This is a genomic window from Bacteroides sp. 4_1_36 (assembly GCF_003466325.1).
Lineage (GTDB): Bacteria > Bacteroidota > Bacteroidia > Bacteroidales > Bacteroidaceae > Bacteroides > Bacteroides uniformis.
On sequence record NZ_QSOX01000001.1, the window covers coordinates 418,225 to 433,308 of the forward strand.

At 45.2% G+C, this 15,084-nt stretch carries 29 protein-coding genes; 3 read left to right on the top strand and 26 right to left on the bottom strand.

Annotated features, from left to right (window positions below; genetic code table 11):
• Positions 1 to 223: 223 nt before the first annotated feature.
• The 3 genes from DXD65_RS21185 to DXD65_RS01875 all read left to right on the top strand — a co-directional run bounded on the left by DXD65_RS21185 (position 224) and on the right by DXD65_RS01875 (position 2,981).
• Positions 224 to 481: a hypothetical protein gene (locus DXD65_RS21185; protein ID WP_233556111.1), complete on the top strand. Its 258-nt coding sequence runs from the start codon at positions 224 to 226 to the stop codon at positions 479 to 481.
• Between the two features lie 397 nt (positions 482 to 878).
• Positions 879 to 2,162 (top strand): phage integrase SAM-like domain-containing protein, encoded by a 1,284-nt coding sequence (locus DXD65_RS01870; RefSeq protein ID WP_101602827.1) that lies wholly within the window; start codon positions 879 to 881, stop codon positions 2,160 to 2,162.
• A 333-nt stretch (positions 2,163 to 2,495) separates the two neighbouring features.
• Entirely contained in the window at positions 2,496 to 2,981 is a 486-nt protein-coding gene (locus DXD65_RS01875) for a dihydrofolate reductase family protein (RefSeq protein ID WP_057279686.1), read from the top strand.
• A 228-nt stretch (positions 2,982 to 3,209) separates the two neighbouring features.
• Here the strand turns inward: DXD65_RS01875 and DXD65_RS01880 are convergent, their stop codons facing one another.
• The 26 genes from DXD65_RS01880 to DXD65_RS02005 all read right to left on the bottom strand — a co-directional run bounded on the left by DXD65_RS01880 (position 3,210) and on the right by DXD65_RS02005 (position 15,083).
• Positions 3,210 to 3,413, bottom strand: a complete 204-nt coding sequence (locus DXD65_RS01880) for a hypothetical protein (protein WP_101602826.1) — start codon at positions 3,411 to 3,413, stop codon at positions 3,210 to 3,212.
• Positions 3,414 to 3,430: 17 nt separating this feature from the next.
• Positions 3,431 to 3,829, bottom strand: a complete 399-nt coding sequence (locus DXD65_RS01885; protein WP_032532837.1) for a ribonuclease H — start codon at positions 3,827 to 3,829, stop codon at positions 3,431 to 3,433.
• A complete protein-coding gene (locus DXD65_RS01890; RefSeq protein ID WP_057279688.1) occupies positions 3,826 to 4,356 on the bottom strand; it encodes a hypothetical protein in 531 nt (176 codons plus the stop codon). The genes DXD65_RS01885 and DXD65_RS01890 overlap by 4 nt, the downstream gene beginning before the upstream one ends.
• A gap of 160 nt (positions 4,357 to 4,516) precedes the next feature.
• A complete protein-coding gene (locus tag DXD65_RS01895; protein ID WP_101602825.1) occupies positions 4,517 to 5,173 on the bottom strand; it encodes a hypothetical protein in 657 nt (218 codons plus the stop codon).
• Positions 5,170 to 5,469 carry a hypothetical protein gene (locus DXD65_RS01900; RefSeq protein ID WP_057279731.1) on the bottom strand — a complete coding sequence of 100 codons (300 nt, stop codon included), beginning with the start codon at positions 5,467 to 5,469 and terminating at the stop codon, positions 5,170 to 5,172. The genes DXD65_RS01895 and DXD65_RS01900 overlap by 4 nt, the downstream gene beginning before the upstream one ends.
• Before the next feature lie 222 nt (positions 5,470 to 5,691).
• Positions 5,692 to 6,036 (bottom strand): hypothetical protein, encoded by a 345-nt coding sequence (locus DXD65_RS01905; RefSeq protein ID WP_229093117.1) that lies wholly within the window; start codon positions 6,034 to 6,036, stop codon positions 5,692 to 5,694.
• A gap of 4 nt (positions 6,037 to 6,040) precedes the next feature.
• Positions 6,041 to 6,349: an LPD28 domain-containing protein gene (locus DXD65_RS01910; RefSeq protein ID WP_101602824.1), complete on the bottom strand. Its 309-nt coding sequence runs from the start codon at positions 6,347 to 6,349 to the stop codon at positions 6,041 to 6,043.
• A 20-nt stretch (positions 6,350 to 6,369) separates the two neighbouring features.
• Entirely contained in the window at positions 6,370 to 7,026 is a 657-nt protein-coding gene (locus DXD65_RS01915) for a hypothetical protein (RefSeq protein ID WP_117887318.1), read from the bottom strand.
• Positions 7,023 to 7,364 carry a hypothetical protein gene (locus DXD65_RS01920; protein ID WP_101602822.1) on the bottom strand — a complete coding sequence of 114 codons (342 nt, stop codon included), beginning with the start codon at positions 7,362 to 7,364 and terminating at the stop codon, positions 7,023 to 7,025. The genes DXD65_RS01915 and DXD65_RS01920 overlap by 4 nt, the downstream gene beginning before the upstream one ends.
• 59 nt (positions 7,365 to 7,423) lie before the next feature.
• Complete coding sequence (locus DXD65_RS01925; protein ID WP_101602821.1) at positions 7,424 to 7,780, bottom strand: hypothetical protein; 357 nt, start codon at positions 7,778 to 7,780, stop codon at positions 7,424 to 7,426.
• Positions 7,781 to 7,799: 19 nt separating this feature from the next.
• Positions 7,800 to 8,102 carry a hypothetical protein gene (locus tag DXD65_RS01930; RefSeq protein WP_101602820.1) on the bottom strand — a complete coding sequence of 101 codons (303 nt, stop codon included), beginning with the start codon at positions 8,100 to 8,102 and terminating at the stop codon, positions 7,800 to 7,802.
• A 147-nt stretch (positions 8,103 to 8,249) separates the two neighbouring features.
• On the bottom strand, positions 8,250 to 8,474 hold the full coding sequence (locus DXD65_RS01935; RefSeq protein WP_101602819.1) for a sulfate transporter: 225 nt from the start codon (positions 8,472 to 8,474) through the stop codon (positions 8,250 to 8,252).
• Between the two features lie 22 nt (positions 8,475 to 8,496).
• Positions 8,497 to 8,862, bottom strand: a complete 366-nt coding sequence (locus DXD65_RS01940) for a hypothetical protein (RefSeq protein WP_230372819.1) — start codon at positions 8,860 to 8,862, stop codon at positions 8,497 to 8,499.
• Positions 8,863 to 8,982: 120 nt separating this feature from the next.
• Positions 8,983 to 9,438 carry a hypothetical protein gene (locus DXD65_RS01945; protein ID WP_101602817.1) on the bottom strand — a complete coding sequence of 152 codons (456 nt, stop codon included), beginning with the start codon at positions 9,436 to 9,438 and terminating at the stop codon, positions 8,983 to 8,985.
• Between the two features lie 22 nt (positions 9,439 to 9,460).
• Entirely contained in the window at positions 9,461 to 10,165 is a 705-nt protein-coding gene (locus DXD65_RS01950) for a radical SAM protein (protein WP_101602816.1), read from the bottom strand.
• Between the two features lie 8 nt (positions 10,166 to 10,173).
• Positions 10,174 to 10,656 carry a hypothetical protein gene (locus tag DXD65_RS01955; protein WP_101602815.1) on the bottom strand — a complete coding sequence of 161 codons (483 nt, stop codon included), beginning with the start codon at positions 10,654 to 10,656 and terminating at the stop codon, positions 10,174 to 10,176.
• A 37-nt stretch (positions 10,657 to 10,693) separates the two neighbouring features.
• Positions 10,694 to 10,909, bottom strand: coding sequence for a hypothetical protein (locus DXD65_RS01960; RefSeq protein WP_101602814.1), 216 nt, complete (start codon positions 10,907 to 10,909; stop codon positions 10,694 to 10,696).
• Positions 10,910 to 10,921: 12 nt separating this feature from the next.
• Complete coding sequence (locus DXD65_RS01965; RefSeq protein ID WP_117652803.1) at positions 10,922 to 11,296, bottom strand: hypothetical protein; 375 nt, start codon at positions 11,294 to 11,296, stop codon at positions 10,922 to 10,924.
• Positions 11,283 to 11,579, bottom strand: a complete 297-nt coding sequence (locus DXD65_RS01970; RefSeq protein ID WP_117652804.1) for a hypothetical protein — start codon at positions 11,577 to 11,579, stop codon at positions 11,283 to 11,285. The genes DXD65_RS01965 and DXD65_RS01970 overlap by 14 nt, the downstream gene beginning before the upstream one ends.
• Positions 11,530 to 11,709, bottom strand: a complete 180-nt coding sequence (locus DXD65_RS01975; RefSeq protein WP_101602811.1) for a hypothetical protein — start codon at positions 11,707 to 11,709, stop codon at positions 11,530 to 11,532. Before DXD65_RS01975 ends, DXD65_RS01970 begins: the two co-directional genes overlap by 50 nt.
• Before the next feature lie 33 nt (positions 11,710 to 11,742).
• On the bottom strand, positions 11,743 to 12,261 hold the full coding sequence (locus DXD65_RS01980; RefSeq protein ID WP_101602810.1) for a hypothetical protein: 519 nt from the start codon (positions 12,259 to 12,261) through the stop codon (positions 11,743 to 11,745).
• A gap of 33 nt (positions 12,262 to 12,294) precedes the next feature.
• On the bottom strand, positions 12,295 to 12,711 hold the full coding sequence (locus DXD65_RS01985) for a hypothetical protein (RefSeq protein WP_229093118.1): 417 nt from the start codon (positions 12,709 to 12,711) through the stop codon (positions 12,295 to 12,297).
• Between the two features lie 19 nt (positions 12,712 to 12,730).
• Positions 12,731 to 13,051, bottom strand: a complete 321-nt coding sequence (locus DXD65_RS01990; RefSeq protein WP_101602808.1) for a hypothetical protein — start codon at positions 13,049 to 13,051, stop codon at positions 12,731 to 12,733.
• Positions 13,052 to 13,402, bottom strand: coding sequence for a thrombopoietin receptor (locus tag DXD65_RS01995; protein ID WP_101602807.1), 351 nt, complete (start codon positions 13,400 to 13,402; stop codon positions 13,052 to 13,054).
• Positions 13,399 to 14,070 (bottom strand): tyrosine protein kinase, encoded by a 672-nt coding sequence (locus tag DXD65_RS02000; protein WP_101602806.1) that lies wholly within the window; start codon positions 14,068 to 14,070, stop codon positions 13,399 to 13,401. Before DXD65_RS02000 ends, DXD65_RS01995 begins: the two co-directional genes overlap by 4 nt.
• Positions 14,071 to 14,210: 140 nt before the next feature.
• Entirely contained in the window at positions 14,211 to 15,083 is an 873-nt protein-coding gene (locus DXD65_RS02005) for a DpnD/PcfM family protein (protein WP_117652805.1), read from the bottom strand.
• Position 15,084 lies beyond the last annotated feature (1 nt).

Genomic DNA, 15,084 nt, shown 5'->3' on the forward strand with positions numbered 1-15,084 from the left:
TCTAAATAACAATAGCTATTATTCACATATAACCTGCTGTAGTATATTATCCGCATTTGTCAAAAATGGGTCTATTAATATAAGAACATTACTGAAATATATTAATAAAGATTTTAAAGGAGATCGATTGGTTTATATAGGACGAAGGAGAACACCAGTATATATGTCTCCCAATTTGGTTGTTTTCGATTTTATTCGGACAATGTTTAGCACAATAAAGGATATGGAATCTGCTATAAACAAACTTAATAAATCAAATTTCAGCATTGAAGAATCTGAGTATATTTTGAAAATATTTATAGCATTAGCTGATTATCACAATTTTGAAAAAGGTGAGTACACTTATTACAATAAAGAATATAAAGCAATAATCAATATCAATATAGGAATAGTAGACTTTGCAAAAGGAGAAGTACCGGACATTGACCCATCATTAGTACTGAAAGAAGCTTTCAATACATATAGCACTCTTTTTACCTGAAAAAGATAATGATATTCTGATTTTCCAAAGCCTTATTTGACAATTAAAGCATTAATAGTCAACATATACATCTACCTACTAAACCATGTTATAAGATAGCAGCACAAAGGCTCATAATTTGCACAACTCCCACAAATCCGTACCTTTGCAATGTGTTTTTCATAGTATTAGATTTAAGGTTAATAAAAAAGATTGGCTGTCTGGGATAGATAGCCTTTTTTTTTGCCCATATATAAAGAGGAAATCTTAACATTCTGATTGTCAAACAATTAATTAAAGGTAGTAGAACGGATAAATAGCCGAAATAAACAAAAATAGCGGGTAACCTCTATTCTTATGTAGGCTGTTATGTAGGCAAAAAATTGGTCTACATGAGTACACGTAAAACCTAATTAAAATGTATTCGATCAACATTAAAGGAAAAGTGACCTCAAAAGACAAAAAACTGGTGAAACTGGAAATGATCTTCTTCCAAACAGGCTACAACAGAGTTTCTAAAGTGCTAAATATCACCGGTCCCATCAAAGACTGGGACAATGCGTCACAATCATTTATTTCCAAATCAAGCGATGCTATCAAAAAGAACAAGATGTTGCTTGATCTGAAATTAAAGTATCAGAAGATTGCGGAAGAATGGGAAGAGGAAGGACGTAAATGGAGTCCGGCCGAACTGGCACTTAGTCTTGATAAAAAGAAAGGGAAGGAAATGAAAGAGGAAGACCGTTCTCTGTCCGTTTCCCAGATGATTGATTATTTGATTAAAAAATTCTCTGAAAAGGAAAAAGAGAAAAACGGCAAGATTGTGAAAAGCCTGGCGAGTGTAAAGGACTATAAAATCATAAAGAAGGCTTTGGAAGAGTTCACACAAAAGAAATACAATAAACCATTATCCGTGTTTTATTTCAGTGACATAACAAAACAGTTCCTCTTGGATTTTGTTCTATATACACAAAAAAAAGGGATTGCCAATGGTAATAAAGCAGGCTTGAACCAGAAGTTGCGTAAACTAAGAGCCATAGTCAACTATGCCAAAGGGCTGAATATGCACGGTGCTGATCCGGAAATATTCGGCTGTGTGGAGGATAAGATGAAATGGCACAAGTTTGAACCGAGAACTGTTTCCAAGAGAGTGATACAGTTAATTGAGAATGTGGATAGAAGCTTGCTTACACTTAAAGAGGAATTTTGCTTGGATTTATTTCTTTTCAGTTATTACACAGGAGGTATGGCCAATGTGGATGTCTGCCATTTGACGTACAATATGATTCAAGGAAACCAGGTTATCTATGAACGGATGAAATTCCCGAAAATTGGAAAACCCTTGTTGATAGAGAAATCAAAACAAATTATTGAGAAATATGAAGGTCAAGGCATTGACAACTATGTATTCCCTGTATTCACAAAAAAACATACCACGGAGGCCAAAATGCGTAATAGAGTCATTCAAATCTCTAATAGAGTCAGCAAAACGTTGACTAAAGTTTGCAATATTCTGGATATAAAAGAGAATATAACTTGGTATTCCGCACGAGGTACATTTATCTCCCGTATGGTAGATGCCGGTTGTTCTCCGGCTGTTACGGCAGAACAAGCAGGAAACAGTGTTGCGGTAATCTTTAAGCACTATTACAAGTTTACCGAAGGCGAAACCTTATTGACAAAAATGAATTCTGTATTCTAAAGTAGCAACCAACAAGTTAGAATTTCCGGATATTTTAATGGATGAAGCCGGATTTGACAGGGCTATTGTTTTATTATTCGGGAAGTTTCGCTATCTTTGTTGCAATGAAGACGACAGGCTGGGTATGATTCCTGCCGTCTTCATACCCAGCCCGAAAATAGACGGGGGGATATACATATTGTACGTTCGCTGAACGTCTTGGTATAGATAAACTTGCACTTTTCAAAAAGGCAAGATGTATACGCAATGTTCATGCTGTGTATGCTTATATAAAATGAGTTCACGCTGTTCTTTTGGGTACAAGGCGAACATAACCATTAAAATATTATTGATATGAAACAAATTACTTTGTACGTGTACCAATCTATCGACGGTTGTCAGGCTTCTTCGGACAAGTATTTCGATACAGCGGTGGATGCCTCCGGTTGCGTGCTGATTGATGAAGAAACTTACCTGCGCATTTATATGAATCATTTGGGCTGGCCAATTACAGCGAAAGAGACTTTGGTTGTAACGAACAATGCTATCAACCTGACTGAGAATGAACGAGTGCAGTTTATTACAGGGGATGTAGTGGCAGAACTGCAGAGAATAAAAGAGGATGGCGACGGTACGGTGGTGGCTTACGGTGAGGAGATTGGAACTCTGCTTTTGGATAACGGGTTGGCGGACGAAATCACGGTAACGACCGTACCGATACTGGTCGGAGGTGATGAGAAAGCACTGAAATGCGGATTGAGTGACGGTGGAACCTGGATTGTGCGGTCGAACAAGATGCTGGTGGATGGTAAAATACGGACAGTGTACGGAAAGGTGTGATGACGAAATACAACAGAAATGTGTCATAATTTACCACAGATTACGCAGATGTACATAGACTAAATTTAACAAACAGATGATACTCTGTAATATTTGTCTGCGTAAATCCGTGTAATCTGTGAATATAATTTTTACACATTCTCTTGGGTTTTCAATAAATAATAAATAAAATAATGGACTATATACAATTATTCCGGTATTGGGAGTATAGTATTGTCCACTTAAAGATTAGGAATATCTCCTTGAAACGGGTTTGATAAGCAAGTCGATGTGCTCGTGTTCAAGAATATGCTTCATAGCCTTGTAGATGGGCATCTTCTCAATGCCAGCAATCTTTAGAGCTTCCATTTTAATGGTATTCTCAACCAGCTGTAAGTAGTCCTCCTCTTTCAGCTCAACATATTTTTGTGACTGGGATTTCAATTTTGCCATATCATTAATTGTCTTTATTATTTATTTCCGAAATCAGCAGGAATCTCGCCCCATAAGTGCTTGTCCCAATACAATACCTCTATATCCACTATCCTTGCTTCCATTACCTTGAGAAATATCTCCGCTTTCTGTAATGCCGGGCATGTGCGTGAGGAAGCGGTCTGTCTATTATTATACCATGTAATACCCGTTATACTGTCGGAATAGATTGTGTGCGGAGTCCCCGGATGCTCTAAAATATACTTGACAGCTGTCACAATACCGAGAAACTCCCCGATATTGTTTGTCCAATTGCCAATTGATTCCGAAAAGAGTTCCATTCCGGAAGAGAGGTCGACAGCCCGGAAGCGTGTCAATCTCTCTTTTGCCTTATGGGTACCATCGGTCGCTATGCCTACCTTTGGTTTTCCTTTCATTTGCTTCTTCCCGAATGTCCGTTTTTCGTGTGGATGAATCCGTCAGATTCCATGCGTCGTACCAAAGCCTGTGCTTGGTTTAGGTAATCGTTGATTACACTCTCCTGATGCCTGATATCCTTGCGCCCTTTGAGAATTTCCAATACACCGTCTATTGTACGGCTCATAGCACTCTTTCCGTCCTTGGGATCGAAGAAAATCTTTTTGTTGCCGAATGTCACAGTTACTTGATACAATGTTTTCGGGACAATTATTGTTTCCACATGCGCTTGAAACAAGACAGGGGTAGCAGCAACCACTACATATCCTTTGGCGTTGTGCATGGGTTTCAACTCTACCGAATAGAGGATGTTTGGCTCAATAGTTCCTTTCAGATCTTCTGAAAGAACACATATTTGTTTGCCAAATCTTGAGTCTTCACGAACTCCCATCAATTTACGTGTTTTGGAGTGGCGCGAAACGAATCCGATCAGTTCGCCTGTCCGCTCCGATTTCGCAAACTTCAGTTGCGATTTTTCCGATGTCATATTACAGGTCTTTCATATTCAATCTATTACTTTCAATTAACAATATGTCTTTAATAACTCACTTTATCATGCAAATATATATCAAATAAGCGTGTTGACAAAGTATTTTAATCATTAGTTTTCAGGTAATTATGTACGAATATATAGAGAAAGACTGCACTCAGTACAGTCTTTCTTCCTCTGTAAAATGGCTGAAACGTTCATCTGTATCAGAGGTTTGCAGAAGATAACGGCATTTCCAATATCGGTAAATCCGCCCACCGTTAGGTATATAGTAATTTATATCGTCAGCGTTCAGATATTGGTTTCCCTGTTCTGTGCCGTGATGCATCCATCTGGCACATCCCGGCAGATTAGGGTTGTCCCGGACATAAAAATCCATCTTCTCTTTCCCTGTCACGAAAATGTTATGTACGCGGATATCCTTGTCAATCGGAAACCTGTAAACATATAGGGCGAAGTCGCAAATATCCGTCTCCAAAAGATTGTTTCCAAAATGTATCGGGGCTTCCTTTTCCAGACTTTCAAAACCATTCCGTACGCTTGTCCGTGTGCATATTTCCGCAAACCGTTCATCTGTTACAGGTTCGGCTGTTGCATATACCACCCGGAAGCCATTGTTCGTACTGTCCCTGACCATGACATGGGCCACTATCTCGGAAGATTTGTTGATACTGTTGTCCATTGGATCAGTCTTATCGGGAATACACATCCGTAACAGCCCTACCACAATGACAAGAAATACCAATATCGCCCGTGGACCGATTGTAGTTGTCATGAAAACAAACTCATCAGCCTGCTTTCTTAACTGTTTCATAGAATTTTGAGGATGTGGCGGCCGGATGCACCCCGGAACTCGGACACGCATACTTCATGTCCTGCATCCAACAACCGGTTTCGACATTCCTCCATGGCAGTATCTGATATCCTGACAGCAGGAATATTCGCCGCCGTCATCTTGAAAAGAGGCGCTACCATGATCCGGGAAATCGTTTCGGCGTCTTCAAAATACGCTTCGTATGAATCACCTACATGGAAAAGGGTAATGGTTTCCACGCCATGCTTTTCTTTCATACCTCCGTAACACTGACGGATAATCTGTTCCTTTTTCATATAATATATGTGTATGGTTTGGTGTCTGCCAAACATAAAAAGTACCTGCAACCAATTCAGTTGTTGGGAGTTCATCCGAAAGGTATATACAGACTTTTTTATTGGACAAATATACAATAAATTGCGGACTCGCCCCACTTTTTATAAGCGGAACTATTCTCTCATTTTCACCTCCTTTTTTCAAACTCCTCACTGATGGTTTTAACGAATTGTTCATATTGTCTATCCTATGGCTTTTACTACAGGCCTTACCATGGAACAGAGGTGTAAAAAGTAGCCCAAGTTCTCGCTTATAGAAAATCCACCAATAAGGACAGCGCCTGCTTTAATACGACAATATTTTCCGTACATAGCGTAATCACCCGTGGTTTTGATAAGGCCATATCTCGGTAACAGTTCCGGTAGCGTGTCAAGTATCGGGCGTATGACCTCTTTTAGAAAGCTCGGACTTTCTTCCGTTCTCTTCCTCCCGCTTCCTTTTCTGTCGGTATTGCTTCCTTCCGTATGATAAAAAGCCTCAAAACGTTTACGGTATTTTTCTGTCAGTTCTTTAACACCTGTTTCCATCGTTTTAATTATACTCTGCAAGCCATTCGTCCAGTGTCATGGAATCTTCAAATCCGTACTCTTCAATCCGCACGTAACCATTTTCTCCCATGACCAGCTTTTCTCTTGTAAGGATTGTTCCGGCACGGTTTACCATTACCTCCGGTTCAATGGTCGCAAAACGCCCGCCGTCATCCGACTCCCGGATATCATACGCATGCAGTCCTTCCGGCACGGCATTGCGGTCAATCTTGAAATTGGTGAACAATGCCGGTATACCGTTGACAGTCATAGAGTCAAAGTTCTCGTCTTGAATATTTCTTTGGGTAATCATATTAAATTGTTTTGTGGTTATTACTTATGCTCGGGAAGTTCAATGGCCCGAACCCAATTATCCTGGTCATTGAACATCTCGTCATTGATTCTTGCCGTGAACTCCAGCGGTGTCATCTTTTCAACCTCTGTATGCGGGTTGTTCTCGTAATCGAGAATGATCTCCTTGTCAGGAGCGTCACGCCCGAAATCATCCATAGGGAAAGAGAACACCCACACCTCTTTGACCTCATCTTTCCCGAGAAATCGTTTCAGGTTGTCCGTGTAAGCCGAACATCTGTCCCAGCCAGAGTCCACGAAAGCGGAGATCTCCGCCTCCGTTTTATCCGTGCTTTCTTTCAGGAAAGCGACGGCGTTCTGTTTCCAGAGTTTCTGCCCGACGCATAGTTCCAGATACCGTTCCCAGACGGTAACCAGCCAGTCGATATTGATTTCGTAAAGATGACGGCAGGGGAAACGCTCCCGGCTGTCGGGATTATAGAGCATGCAGCTCCCGTCCGACCTGATCTCTTCCAGCTTGTACGCGGTATATACCGGTATGCCGTGATGTTCATCGTCCTCGCCTTCCTCCTCGACATAGACCGTGTGGGGCAGCAAGCCCTCCGGCATTTTTGGAATCGCCCTGAGATTGGCGATAATCTCCTGTTCCAGTTCTTTCTGTTTTTCCTGTAATTTCATTTTCTGTCAGTATTTAATTGGATTTTGCCTTCTTTGAATAACTTCTGTTTGTAGCGCCGGTATTCACGGATAATTTCAGTGTGCTTTTTTCGGTCAGGCTTGTACAGCCCCTTCGCTTTGCGCTTATTCAGCAGCTCCCTGTTACGCTTCTCCCTTTCGGGATTCACGATGAACGTAATCAGGCGGCGGCTTACACCGTACTCGCGTGCCAGCTGGCGCTGACTGACATCTTCCGTCATGTAACGGTGGAAAATCTCTGCCCGCTGTTCGGGTGTCAGTTTTTGCCTGCGGTCATACCGTGTCCCGCAAATGGTTATTCCCGTGCTTCTGTATGGCATGGCTGTGTCTGTTTATCGTTTGCATTCCATGAATAAAAGTCGTAATAGCCTGATTTTTTTTACAGTTCATATCTATTTGATTTTGATTTAATTCTTGACCAAACAGCATTTCCGTTGTATATCAACTCATTTACGCTGAATTGCCCATTAGTGTACAGAGGAGTACTTCCAAACGCATCTATATTTCCGTCCATTTTCTTATTACCACAGATGTATATTTGAATTTTACCGGACTTCTTCGCCTCTTTAAGTAAAGCGGAAACACTTTCATCATTAACGCAGTGCCTACATTTTCCGTTTATCCATACAGATATGGAAGTTACTTCTTTTTCATAAGCACATCCCATTCCATCGGAGGCATGTGCTACTAAAACATCTTTATTCATTACTAAATTATTTATATCTTTTTCTTTCATGTCATTTGAGAGTTTCTTGTCACAAACAAGTTATCGTTGGTCCTGAGTCAATGTCAATTCCAATCGAAGCGTACTTTATAGGGAAGTAATATTCAACACCCTTACCATTAGCCATATAATAGTGGAGATTTTCCTCTTTTATCCAACACTCACGTACCGGAGAGTTATTAATACTTACTATCCTGTTGAGATTGATTTTTACCTTTTCTTTCTTGTCCTGAACGGCCAACTTAGTTTCTTCATTTTCGCCTTCGATTGCATCTTGAATTTGTGTGTCAAGGCCAATCGGCGGTAATGTGATTTTTGTAGTTTGTATTTTCATTTTTAATTCTTTTGTTGTGTATTAATCGATAAATGCAACCATTCGGGCAAATAGGATTGGGAATAATCTGTTTCTCCATGATTAAATTCATTCCTGTTTTTAATACTTCTGATTCCATACTTTATCTCCTTTTTGTTCGTATTTAAACTAAAACATTGATATATCGGCAGGCCATTTTTCCACGTCCGTATCTATAAGCATATGCGTGTATTTATCCGACGGGTATTTCTTTTGTGCCTTAAAAGTCGCTTCGATATAATTTTCCGCTTCTACAATCAAGTGTGGCATCTCATCTATATAATCTCTATAAGTATCTCCGTCCTTGTCGGTTATCCACTTATATTTAAAAATCTCAAAGGTATAATGTGCCATTCATTTCTATGTATTAGTGAACTTATACCGTTGAGAAAATTCCCAACAGATCTTCGGCGGTCAGGGGACGGAGGGAAACGGCGTTGAATTCCTGGACGTCGTCCTCGTGTATATCCCGCACCCCTACGGTCGGATTCTCGCTACTCGGCCGTAAGTATATGACTTCAAGCAGCATTTCCTTGCGGTAAGCCGCTGGTCCGTCTCCAAAACTTCGGCGTATCGAACCGACCGTCTCGTCCGTCAGGCGTACGAAATCCCCGGTGCGGAATGATGGTGCCGGACTCGTGACGGGAGCCGGCATCTGCCGGCCCCTATGTCCTTCCAGGTCTTCCACTGCCATTGCGTAGGCCCTATATTCCGCTTCAGTCCCGAATTGCCTGGTTATCACGTGACCGCCGGAGTCGGCGGTATTCTCTTCCGGCGGGATGATCCCGGTTTTCTTGTATATGCTTACGGTGTCCTTACCGGGCAAAAGTGTCACTGTTATCATGATCGTGGCAATCGTTTTTTATGACAAGTGAAAATCCATATCCTTTTCCTCGAAATCGGTCAGGTGTTCTTTATTGTATTCCTCTATGACCGTTGCGGGAATATATGTTTCACCGCTTATCTCGAACTTTCCCCGCGCCAACAGCTGCGCGAGCGTATCCACATGACCTTTCAGTATTTTTTCGATTTCCTCACGCTTGCCTGTTACCGTGGCACCAAGGCGCATCCATACTGACTCTTCACACTGGGTGTCCGTATCTTCCGGTTCGTCCTCATGACGTATGATCTGGTAATCGCTCCAGCCGTCACCGTCATTCAACCCGGCGACATAGGCGTTATATTCTTCAAGAGTTTTGAACTCTTTCTCGTCCACGACACCCCCGTTGTCCATCAGCCATTCCTCGGAAGGCAGTTCCTTGCTCTCGTCATATTTTCTTACGGCATCCTCGCCAAAAATCATGGTTATCTTTATCATATGTCTTTTTGTTTTGAATGGTTTATTTGTATAATCTTTCTTTTCTACGCTCTTTCAGGGTATTCCGGAGATATTTCATGAGCTTTCCGCAAGGACACAGGGCATGTTCCCGCTGGCGGGCATAGCTCAGGTCACCGTTGGAGAGAATCATGCCTTCGGCATTGAGACAGAGATCGCCATAAACGTAGTTCTCCTCCGTAAGGTAAATCCTATGAACGGGATTCGGATGTCCCTCCGTACTGCGACCTTCCCGGAAAAGGAAGATCCGTTCGGCCTGTCCCCTGACTCCGAAAAAGGGATACGGGGAAAGTGCCGCGAGCGTGGCGGCATGCTCTGCCGGATCATGGAAACGGTCGTCGCTCATTTCGAGCATGTGGCCGGAGTCCTGCTCCTTTTCCTCCTGGTACTCGTACAGCGCGGCACAGGCTTCTATGAATTCCTCCGAACGGGATGTGGCAGAGCCGTTGGTTACGATATAAAAGTCATTGACAGTAATGCCGTAGGCGCGTACCCGATCAAGGATATGGCGGATGGCCCGGACGTTAAGCGAAGGCTCGCCGCCCGTGATGTTGAAATGGTGGATATGCCTGACATGCCGCAGCAGGTTGCTTATATGTTTCAAAGGGATATCCACGGGCTCGGCATCTCCTCGCATGCAGTGGGCACAGCACATGTTGCAGCGCCGGGTAATCTCGATACAAAGATTTTTAATATAGAGTTCTTTCATGAGATGTTTTATAGATTTTCGACCAATTCACAGAAAGCCTCAAAGAGTGCCCCGGTGTGTAAATCCTTGGCCGGAACCTTGCGGATATCCCCGCTTTCGTAATCCAGTTCGGCATACAATTCCCCGTTGTCCACCGTAAAACCGTAAACGCAGCAGGGGTCATGGTCCTCGTCGCAAACCTGTACGGAATACCCCTCGACGGAAAACTCCCCGTCATCGAAACGGGAGACGATTTTCCGCATCAGTTCCAGCATGTCTTTTTCCAGCATACGGTAATGTTGGCCCAGTTTGTCAAGCTGCAACCGGTCTTCTTCCGATACCGGACAGGCAATCTCCACGTGTTCCGACGGCAACTCGAAAGTCTCCTTTCCGTCACCTATTTTCACGATATTTTTGACGTAATCTACGGCAAGCACATCGTACTCGCCGGATTTTTCTCGGGCGGGATCGTCCCACCACACTTTTTGTCCTTTTTTGATGGTCGTTGTCATTTGATATTCTATTATTCTTGTTCCTGAAATGAATTCCTTACAGGATTTCAAGTTCGGCTGCGTAGACTTCCGCCTCACTTACCCCGTCACCGATCAGGATGATGCGGTCGTCGAATTCCTCCAGAGCTTCCAAATCTTCGTCTGTGAGGTCCGCATATCTCTCTTCAAAGGCATCATAGACCTTGTATTCCCCGAAAGTTTCACCGGCAGGGTCATTCCAGAAGACTTTTTGTCCTTTTTCAAATTTTCTCATTGCCCCGGTATTTCAATCAAAGTAAACGGAATCCCATTCCGTCCAGTAACACTCTCCGTCCGCTTCGTCCGCGTGGCTCAGGTCTTCGTCCATCTGAGCCTTGTCCCCGTGGTAAAGGGCGAGCGCGCACTCGTCGGAACAGGCGAATTCCCCGCCCAGATAATATCCTTCTTTCATGGGTTTCCCGCAATGGTCGCAGCGGCGGACATTCTCATCGTCAGGTTCAGGTGTTGTCGCCACAATCCCGTCCGCCGTTTCCGCAGCGTTTCCAGGTCCGCGCAGGGCCGGTTCCATAGCTGTAATTTCATCTTTGCCCTGTCCCTTCCGGAAATCAAGGCTGCCTTCATAATGGCCTGCAAGTATTGTCCTTTGGTTATCTTTGTTCATAGTTCTGAATTTTTGCCCGTTTTACAATTCTCATATTGTCATAGCCGGTCTGCCTCAATTCATCCAGCAGGCCGGCATATTCCTTTTCCGTTACCGGTTTGGTCGTGGCGACGACATGGCTGTAATCCGCCGCGCCATGCTGGCCGACGTGCATGTAGGAGGTTGCCTCACCCCGCCGTCCGCTCCACGGTATGTCCGGGAACAGGGCGATGACCTGTCCGTCGGGATAGCGTCTAAAGACCATCCTCGTCATTTCGTCCGCAGATTTCCGTGTCGATTTCATAATCCCCGTATTTTTTGAATTCGTAATCTATTTCGCTGATGATTTCGTCAACCTCTTCGTCAGTTATTTCATCGACTTTCGGGTTGTCGATATCAAGCCGTACAGTCAGGTAAATGGTTCTTGTTGCCATTGTATCGTATATTATTAGTGTAACAAAGCCGGCCTATGACAGGCCGACGGTATATTTCTCTATCAGCCGTTTCCGGTACGCCTTGTCCTTTCCGGCGGCAAGGCTTGCCAGCTTGCGGATATTCCGGTTGGCTTTTTCCGCCACCTGTTCTACTGTCGGTCCGGGAATCATGAAATCACGACATCCGGTACCGCAATACCGCTGCTTCCCCTTGACCGTCCTGCCACAGGCCGGACATCGACGCTTGCCGTCACGTTCCAGTACTTCCAGAATATTGGCATGAATGCCTTCCCACCATTCAATACGGTCTATGTCATAATCGTAGACGGTTATCGTGTTCCCGAAACTACGGGCTTCGACCTCAACGGCAATGCCCTCATCTTCAAGGCAAACCTTCAATACCGGGTCTTCGTTAGGCTCACAGTGCCTGTCATACCAGATGATATAGGTGGGATCCTCCAGTTCGCCGGGTTCTCCCAGACAGAGTTCCGTAAGGCGGTTGCTCGTCAGGATATTGCGGATTGCAGTCTGTAAATTTTCAATGCTGTTCATCGATGCTTGGTTTTATGGTTATTCATTCGATTGTCAATTCATTTGGGAGGCGTAGCCGATAAACTGAAAGATATCGGCATACTGCTCACTGTATATGTAAAAACCGCTCCGTTTCTCACCGGTTTCTGCATCTATTCCGTCGGCATGAAGGTATTGCCCGTTTGTCAGGTATACGTCGGTGAGTTTAATACGGGGCGTGTCGTGCTTCCCGTACAGGGTTGTCGTGACAGGGAAGTTGTTGTCATCGAGTTCCTCCTCTTCCGTGAGGCCGAGCGATACGCGGCCGTATCGTTTTAGAAATTCGAGCATGAATTTCAGCATGGCCTGCCCGGCCTCGTGCAGCCGTTCGTCGATAAAGGCGTACTGGACGGCGAACAGGTGCAGCTCGTCGGCACTCATTTTGTCCGGGGCTTTACCCGGCTCCGCATTGTCTTTCTGTATTTTATCCATATCTGTCATGTTATTGGTTTCATGTTTCCAGCAGGGTAAAGGAGACGGTCAGTATCACTTTCCCGTCACCCAGGCTGAAGACTTCCAGGCAGTCGTTCCGGATAGTCCTTTTCAGGATATTGCCCCGGTATCGGGAATTGCGTACCTTGAAGGTAAAATCATCAATGAACGAGCTGATGCAATGAAGCACGTGGTCGAATTCTTCCTTGCCGTACCGTTCCGTTTCAGGGAAGACGCCTTTCAGATGCGCCCGCAGGCCCAATATATAGCTTGGGGTCTTGTTCGTGATCTTCCTCGAGTATGTAATTCTGTATTTCCTGTCCATGATGTACCGTTCCATTTAACCGTTATCGTCATACCAGCCCCCGATATCATCGAAATAGCCGTTCGAGTCCCATTCTTCCAGCAAGGTGGTCGGATACGTCCATTCAAGGCTGTAAAACAGGTCCTGGCACACCTCTTCATTACCCTTGCACAGGGCGAGCAGTGAGTTATGCGTGAAACAGCCGTTACTGCTCTCCGGTACACGCCAGCCCTCATGGTCTTCTGCCGCGTATTCAGGTATATAGCACACTTCATCGGGGCGGTAGAGAAAGGCATCCTCGTTCTTGTAGATGTTTCCTTCCCCTCCGTATTCCAGTTCATAGAATACACCTTCCGGCGTTTCTATCCTTTTGCCAATTTCTATCATAGCGTTATCGTTTCGTGGGTATATATAATCACCATCCGGGAGGACAGCACCTTGTCGCGTACCGTGGGGTTGGCGATTGCCCAATCGGAATGGAAGCGCATGTCCGGAATGGATGCGGTGTCCACAATATCGCCCTCGTTTTCCAAATGGAGGTAATCCGGCTGGTACAGGTCGCAAAGATATTTACCGTCCGTGTCGCTGACGGCGTATATCCTGCCGTCGAGTGCAGCCGCCATTTCCTCCTCGCTGCGGTAGACCAGCAGGTATTTACAGCCGGCCTTCATCTCTTCCGCAATCCGCTTATGCAGCTCTTCGGGGGATAATTCACGCAGTCTCGACACGACCGCCCCGATACTTTCCACGGCATCGTAGCTGTCCAGGGCATCATGGCAGGTCGTTTCAAACTCCTCTTTCGGGCGACCCGCAAAATTGATGGTACGGACTTCCTGCCTGTGCCCGCCGAGCAGGTAAAAGGGCGTGCCGTTCCATTGTTCCTTTCTGACAGAGAGCGGCCGGGAACACTCCCGTGTCTGCCGGTTCACAGTGGCATACAGTTCCAGACTTTCCCCGCATTCCATATGCAGGATATGCCGGGCGAACTCCGCGAACGTCATGATTTTGATTCCTTCCCCGTTTGCCGTGAAGAAATCCTGTCTTGTCTGTTTCATAAATCCGTTTCTTTAAGAGTAGGTAATCGTTTTGTATAAGGGGTGGAATATTCACCTCGTTGTGAAAAAAAAGACCGCCGCAGCCGTAGCCGCGACGGCCCGTCATCATTATGGCATGTGATGAACAGGTTCTGTTTCCGTTATTCGTCTTCGTAGTATGGTACACCGTGCCTAACCAGTGCTTTTTCCATTTCTTCCCACCAGATTTCACTATGGCGGTCGTTGTTAAAATCGATGGACTCGCCTTCACCGAGCCGCAGCCGGTCGCGGGTCTCCATTTCCGTTTCGTACACAATCTGTTCCATCTGTTCGTCCGTAACATGGCAGGTGTTGAACGGCTCCGGCAGGGATTCCAGCTCCCTGCGTGACAGCTCGGATTGCCCGCAAGTGAAAACCTTGTCATAGAAAGCGTCGTCTTTCGGCGGCAGTTCGGGTTCTTGTTCCGGCAGCACATCCAGATAATCCGACTCGTACAGGTAGTTCCCGTCACGTCCCTGCGTCTGCCGGTTGTTCTCGAACTCTTCCAGGTCACTTTCTGTCAGGCGGAATTCCTTTTTCTTGCGCCGCAGGTACTCCATCATGTTTTCGAGGGAGGAGAACGGGGCTATGAGTTCCATGGAAGAACGGCTGTGCCAGGCGTCGCTCCTGTACAGCAGGTAGACCTGCGGACGGTTCCGGGCCGCCTCCTTGCGGTATTCGCCGAACTCGAATAGGGCATTGTCGAAACTTCCGAACGCCAGCCTGATCTTGTCCTCGATGGATATGGATTCCCGGTATTCCTCGAACCGGCACTGCACATACTCCATGAAATCCGTATTGCCCAGTGCCTCCATGAGCGTGGTGTCATCGGCCGAGAGCGCGATATCGGCCCCAGCGAAATTGTCGGCCGACAGCACGTGTTTCTCTTCATTGTATTCGTCTTCCGCCCGGCAGACGGCCAGTCCGGGCGTTTCCGCTTCAATCTCCACGACCTTGCGGAGTGTCTCTTCGATAGCTATCCGGTATTTTTTCATA

Coding starts and splice junctions, on each gene's coding strand:
- DXD65_RS21185 (WP_233556111.1), top strand. CDS start 224: ATGGAATCTGCTATAAACAAACTTAATAAATCAAATTTCAGCATTGAA.
- DXD65_RS01870 (WP_101602827.1), top strand. CDS start 879: ATGTATTCGATCAACATTAAAGGAAAAGTGACCTCAAAAGACAAAAAA.
- DXD65_RS01875 (WP_057279686.1), top strand. CDS start 2,496: ATGAAACAAATTACTTTGTACGTGTACCAATCTATCGACGGTTGTCAG.
- DXD65_RS01880 (WP_101602826.1), bottom strand. CDS start 3,413: ATGGCAAAATTGAAATCCCAGTCACAAAAATATGTTGAGCTGAAAGAG.
- DXD65_RS01885 (WP_032532837.1), bottom strand. CDS start 3,829: ATGAAAGGAAAACCAAAGGTAGGCATAGCGACCGATGGTACCCATAAG.
- DXD65_RS01890 (WP_057279688.1), bottom strand. CDS start 4,356: ATGACATCGGAAAAATCGCAACTGAAGTTTGCGAAATCGGAGCGGACA.
- DXD65_RS01895 (WP_101602825.1), bottom strand. CDS start 5,173: ATGAAACAGTTAAGAAAGCAGGCTGATGAGTTTGTTTTCATGACAACT.
- DXD65_RS01900 (WP_057279731.1), bottom strand. CDS start 5,469: ATGAAAAAGGAACAGATTATCCGTCAGTGTTACGGAGGTATGAAAGAA.
- DXD65_RS01905 (WP_229093117.1), bottom strand. CDS start 6,036: ATGGAAACAGGTGTTAAAGAACTGACAGAAAAATACCGTAAACGTTTT.
- DXD65_RS01910 (WP_101602824.1), bottom strand. CDS start 6,349: ATGATTACCCAAAGAAATATTCAAGACGAGAACTTTGACTCTATGACT.
- DXD65_RS01915 (WP_117887318.1), bottom strand. CDS start 7,026: ATGAAATTACAGGAAAAACAGAAAGAACTGGAACAGGAGATTATCGCC.
- DXD65_RS01920 (WP_101602822.1), bottom strand. CDS start 7,364: ATGCCATACAGAAGCACGGGAATAACCATTTGCGGGACACGGTATGAC.
- DXD65_RS01925 (WP_101602821.1), bottom strand. CDS start 7,780: ATGAAAGAAAAAGATATAAATAATTTAGTAATGAATAAAGATGTTTTA.
- DXD65_RS01930 (WP_101602820.1), bottom strand. CDS start 8,102: ATGAAAATACAAACTACAAAAATCACATTACCGCCGATTGGCCTTGAC.
- DXD65_RS01935 (WP_101602819.1), bottom strand. CDS start 8,474: ATGGCACATTATACCTTTGAGATTTTTAAATATAAGTGGATAACCGAC.
- DXD65_RS01945 (WP_101602817.1), bottom strand. CDS start 9,438: ATGATAAAGATAACCATGATTTTTGGCGAGGATGCCGTAAGAAAATAT.
- DXD65_RS01950 (WP_101602816.1), bottom strand. CDS start 10,165: ATGAAAGAACTCTATATTAAAAATCTTTGTATCGAGATTACCCGGCGC.
- DXD65_RS01955 (WP_101602815.1), bottom strand. CDS start 10,656: ATGACAACGACCATCAAAAAAGGACAAAAAGTGTGGTGGGACGATCCC.
- DXD65_RS01960 (WP_101602814.1), bottom strand. CDS start 10,909: ATGAGAAAATTTGAAAAAGGACAAAAAGTCTTCTGGAATGACCCTGCC.
- DXD65_RS01965 (WP_117652803.1), bottom strand. CDS start 11,296: ATGAACAAAGATAACCAAAGGACAATACTTGCAGGCCATTATGAAGGC.
- DXD65_RS01970 (WP_117652804.1), bottom strand. CDS start 11,579: ATGAAATCGACACGGAAATCTGCGGACGAAATGACGAGGATGGTCTTT.
- DXD65_RS01975 (WP_101602811.1), bottom strand. CDS start 11,709: ATGGCAACAAGAACCATTTACCTGACTGTACGGCTTGATATCGACAAC.
- DXD65_RS01980 (WP_101602810.1), bottom strand. CDS start 12,261: ATGAACAGCATTGAAAATTTACAGACTGCAATCCGCAATATCCTGACG.
- DXD65_RS01985 (WP_229093118.1), bottom strand. CDS start 12,711: ATGGATAAAATACAGAAAGACAATGCGGAGCCGGGTAAAGCCCCGGAC.
- DXD65_RS01990 (WP_101602808.1), bottom strand. CDS start 13,051: ATGGAACGGTACATCATGGACAGGAAATACAGAATTACATACTCGAGG.
- DXD65_RS01995 (WP_101602807.1), bottom strand. CDS start 13,402: ATGATAGAAATTGGCAAAAGGATAGAAACGCCGGAAGGTGTATTCTAT.
- DXD65_RS02000 (WP_101602806.1), bottom strand. CDS start 14,070: ATGAAACAGACAAGACAGGATTTCTTCACGGCAAACGGGGAAGGAATC.
- DXD65_RS02005 (WP_117652805.1), bottom strand. CDS start 15,083: ATGAAAAAATACCGGATAGCTATCGAAGAGACACTCCGCAAGGTCGTG.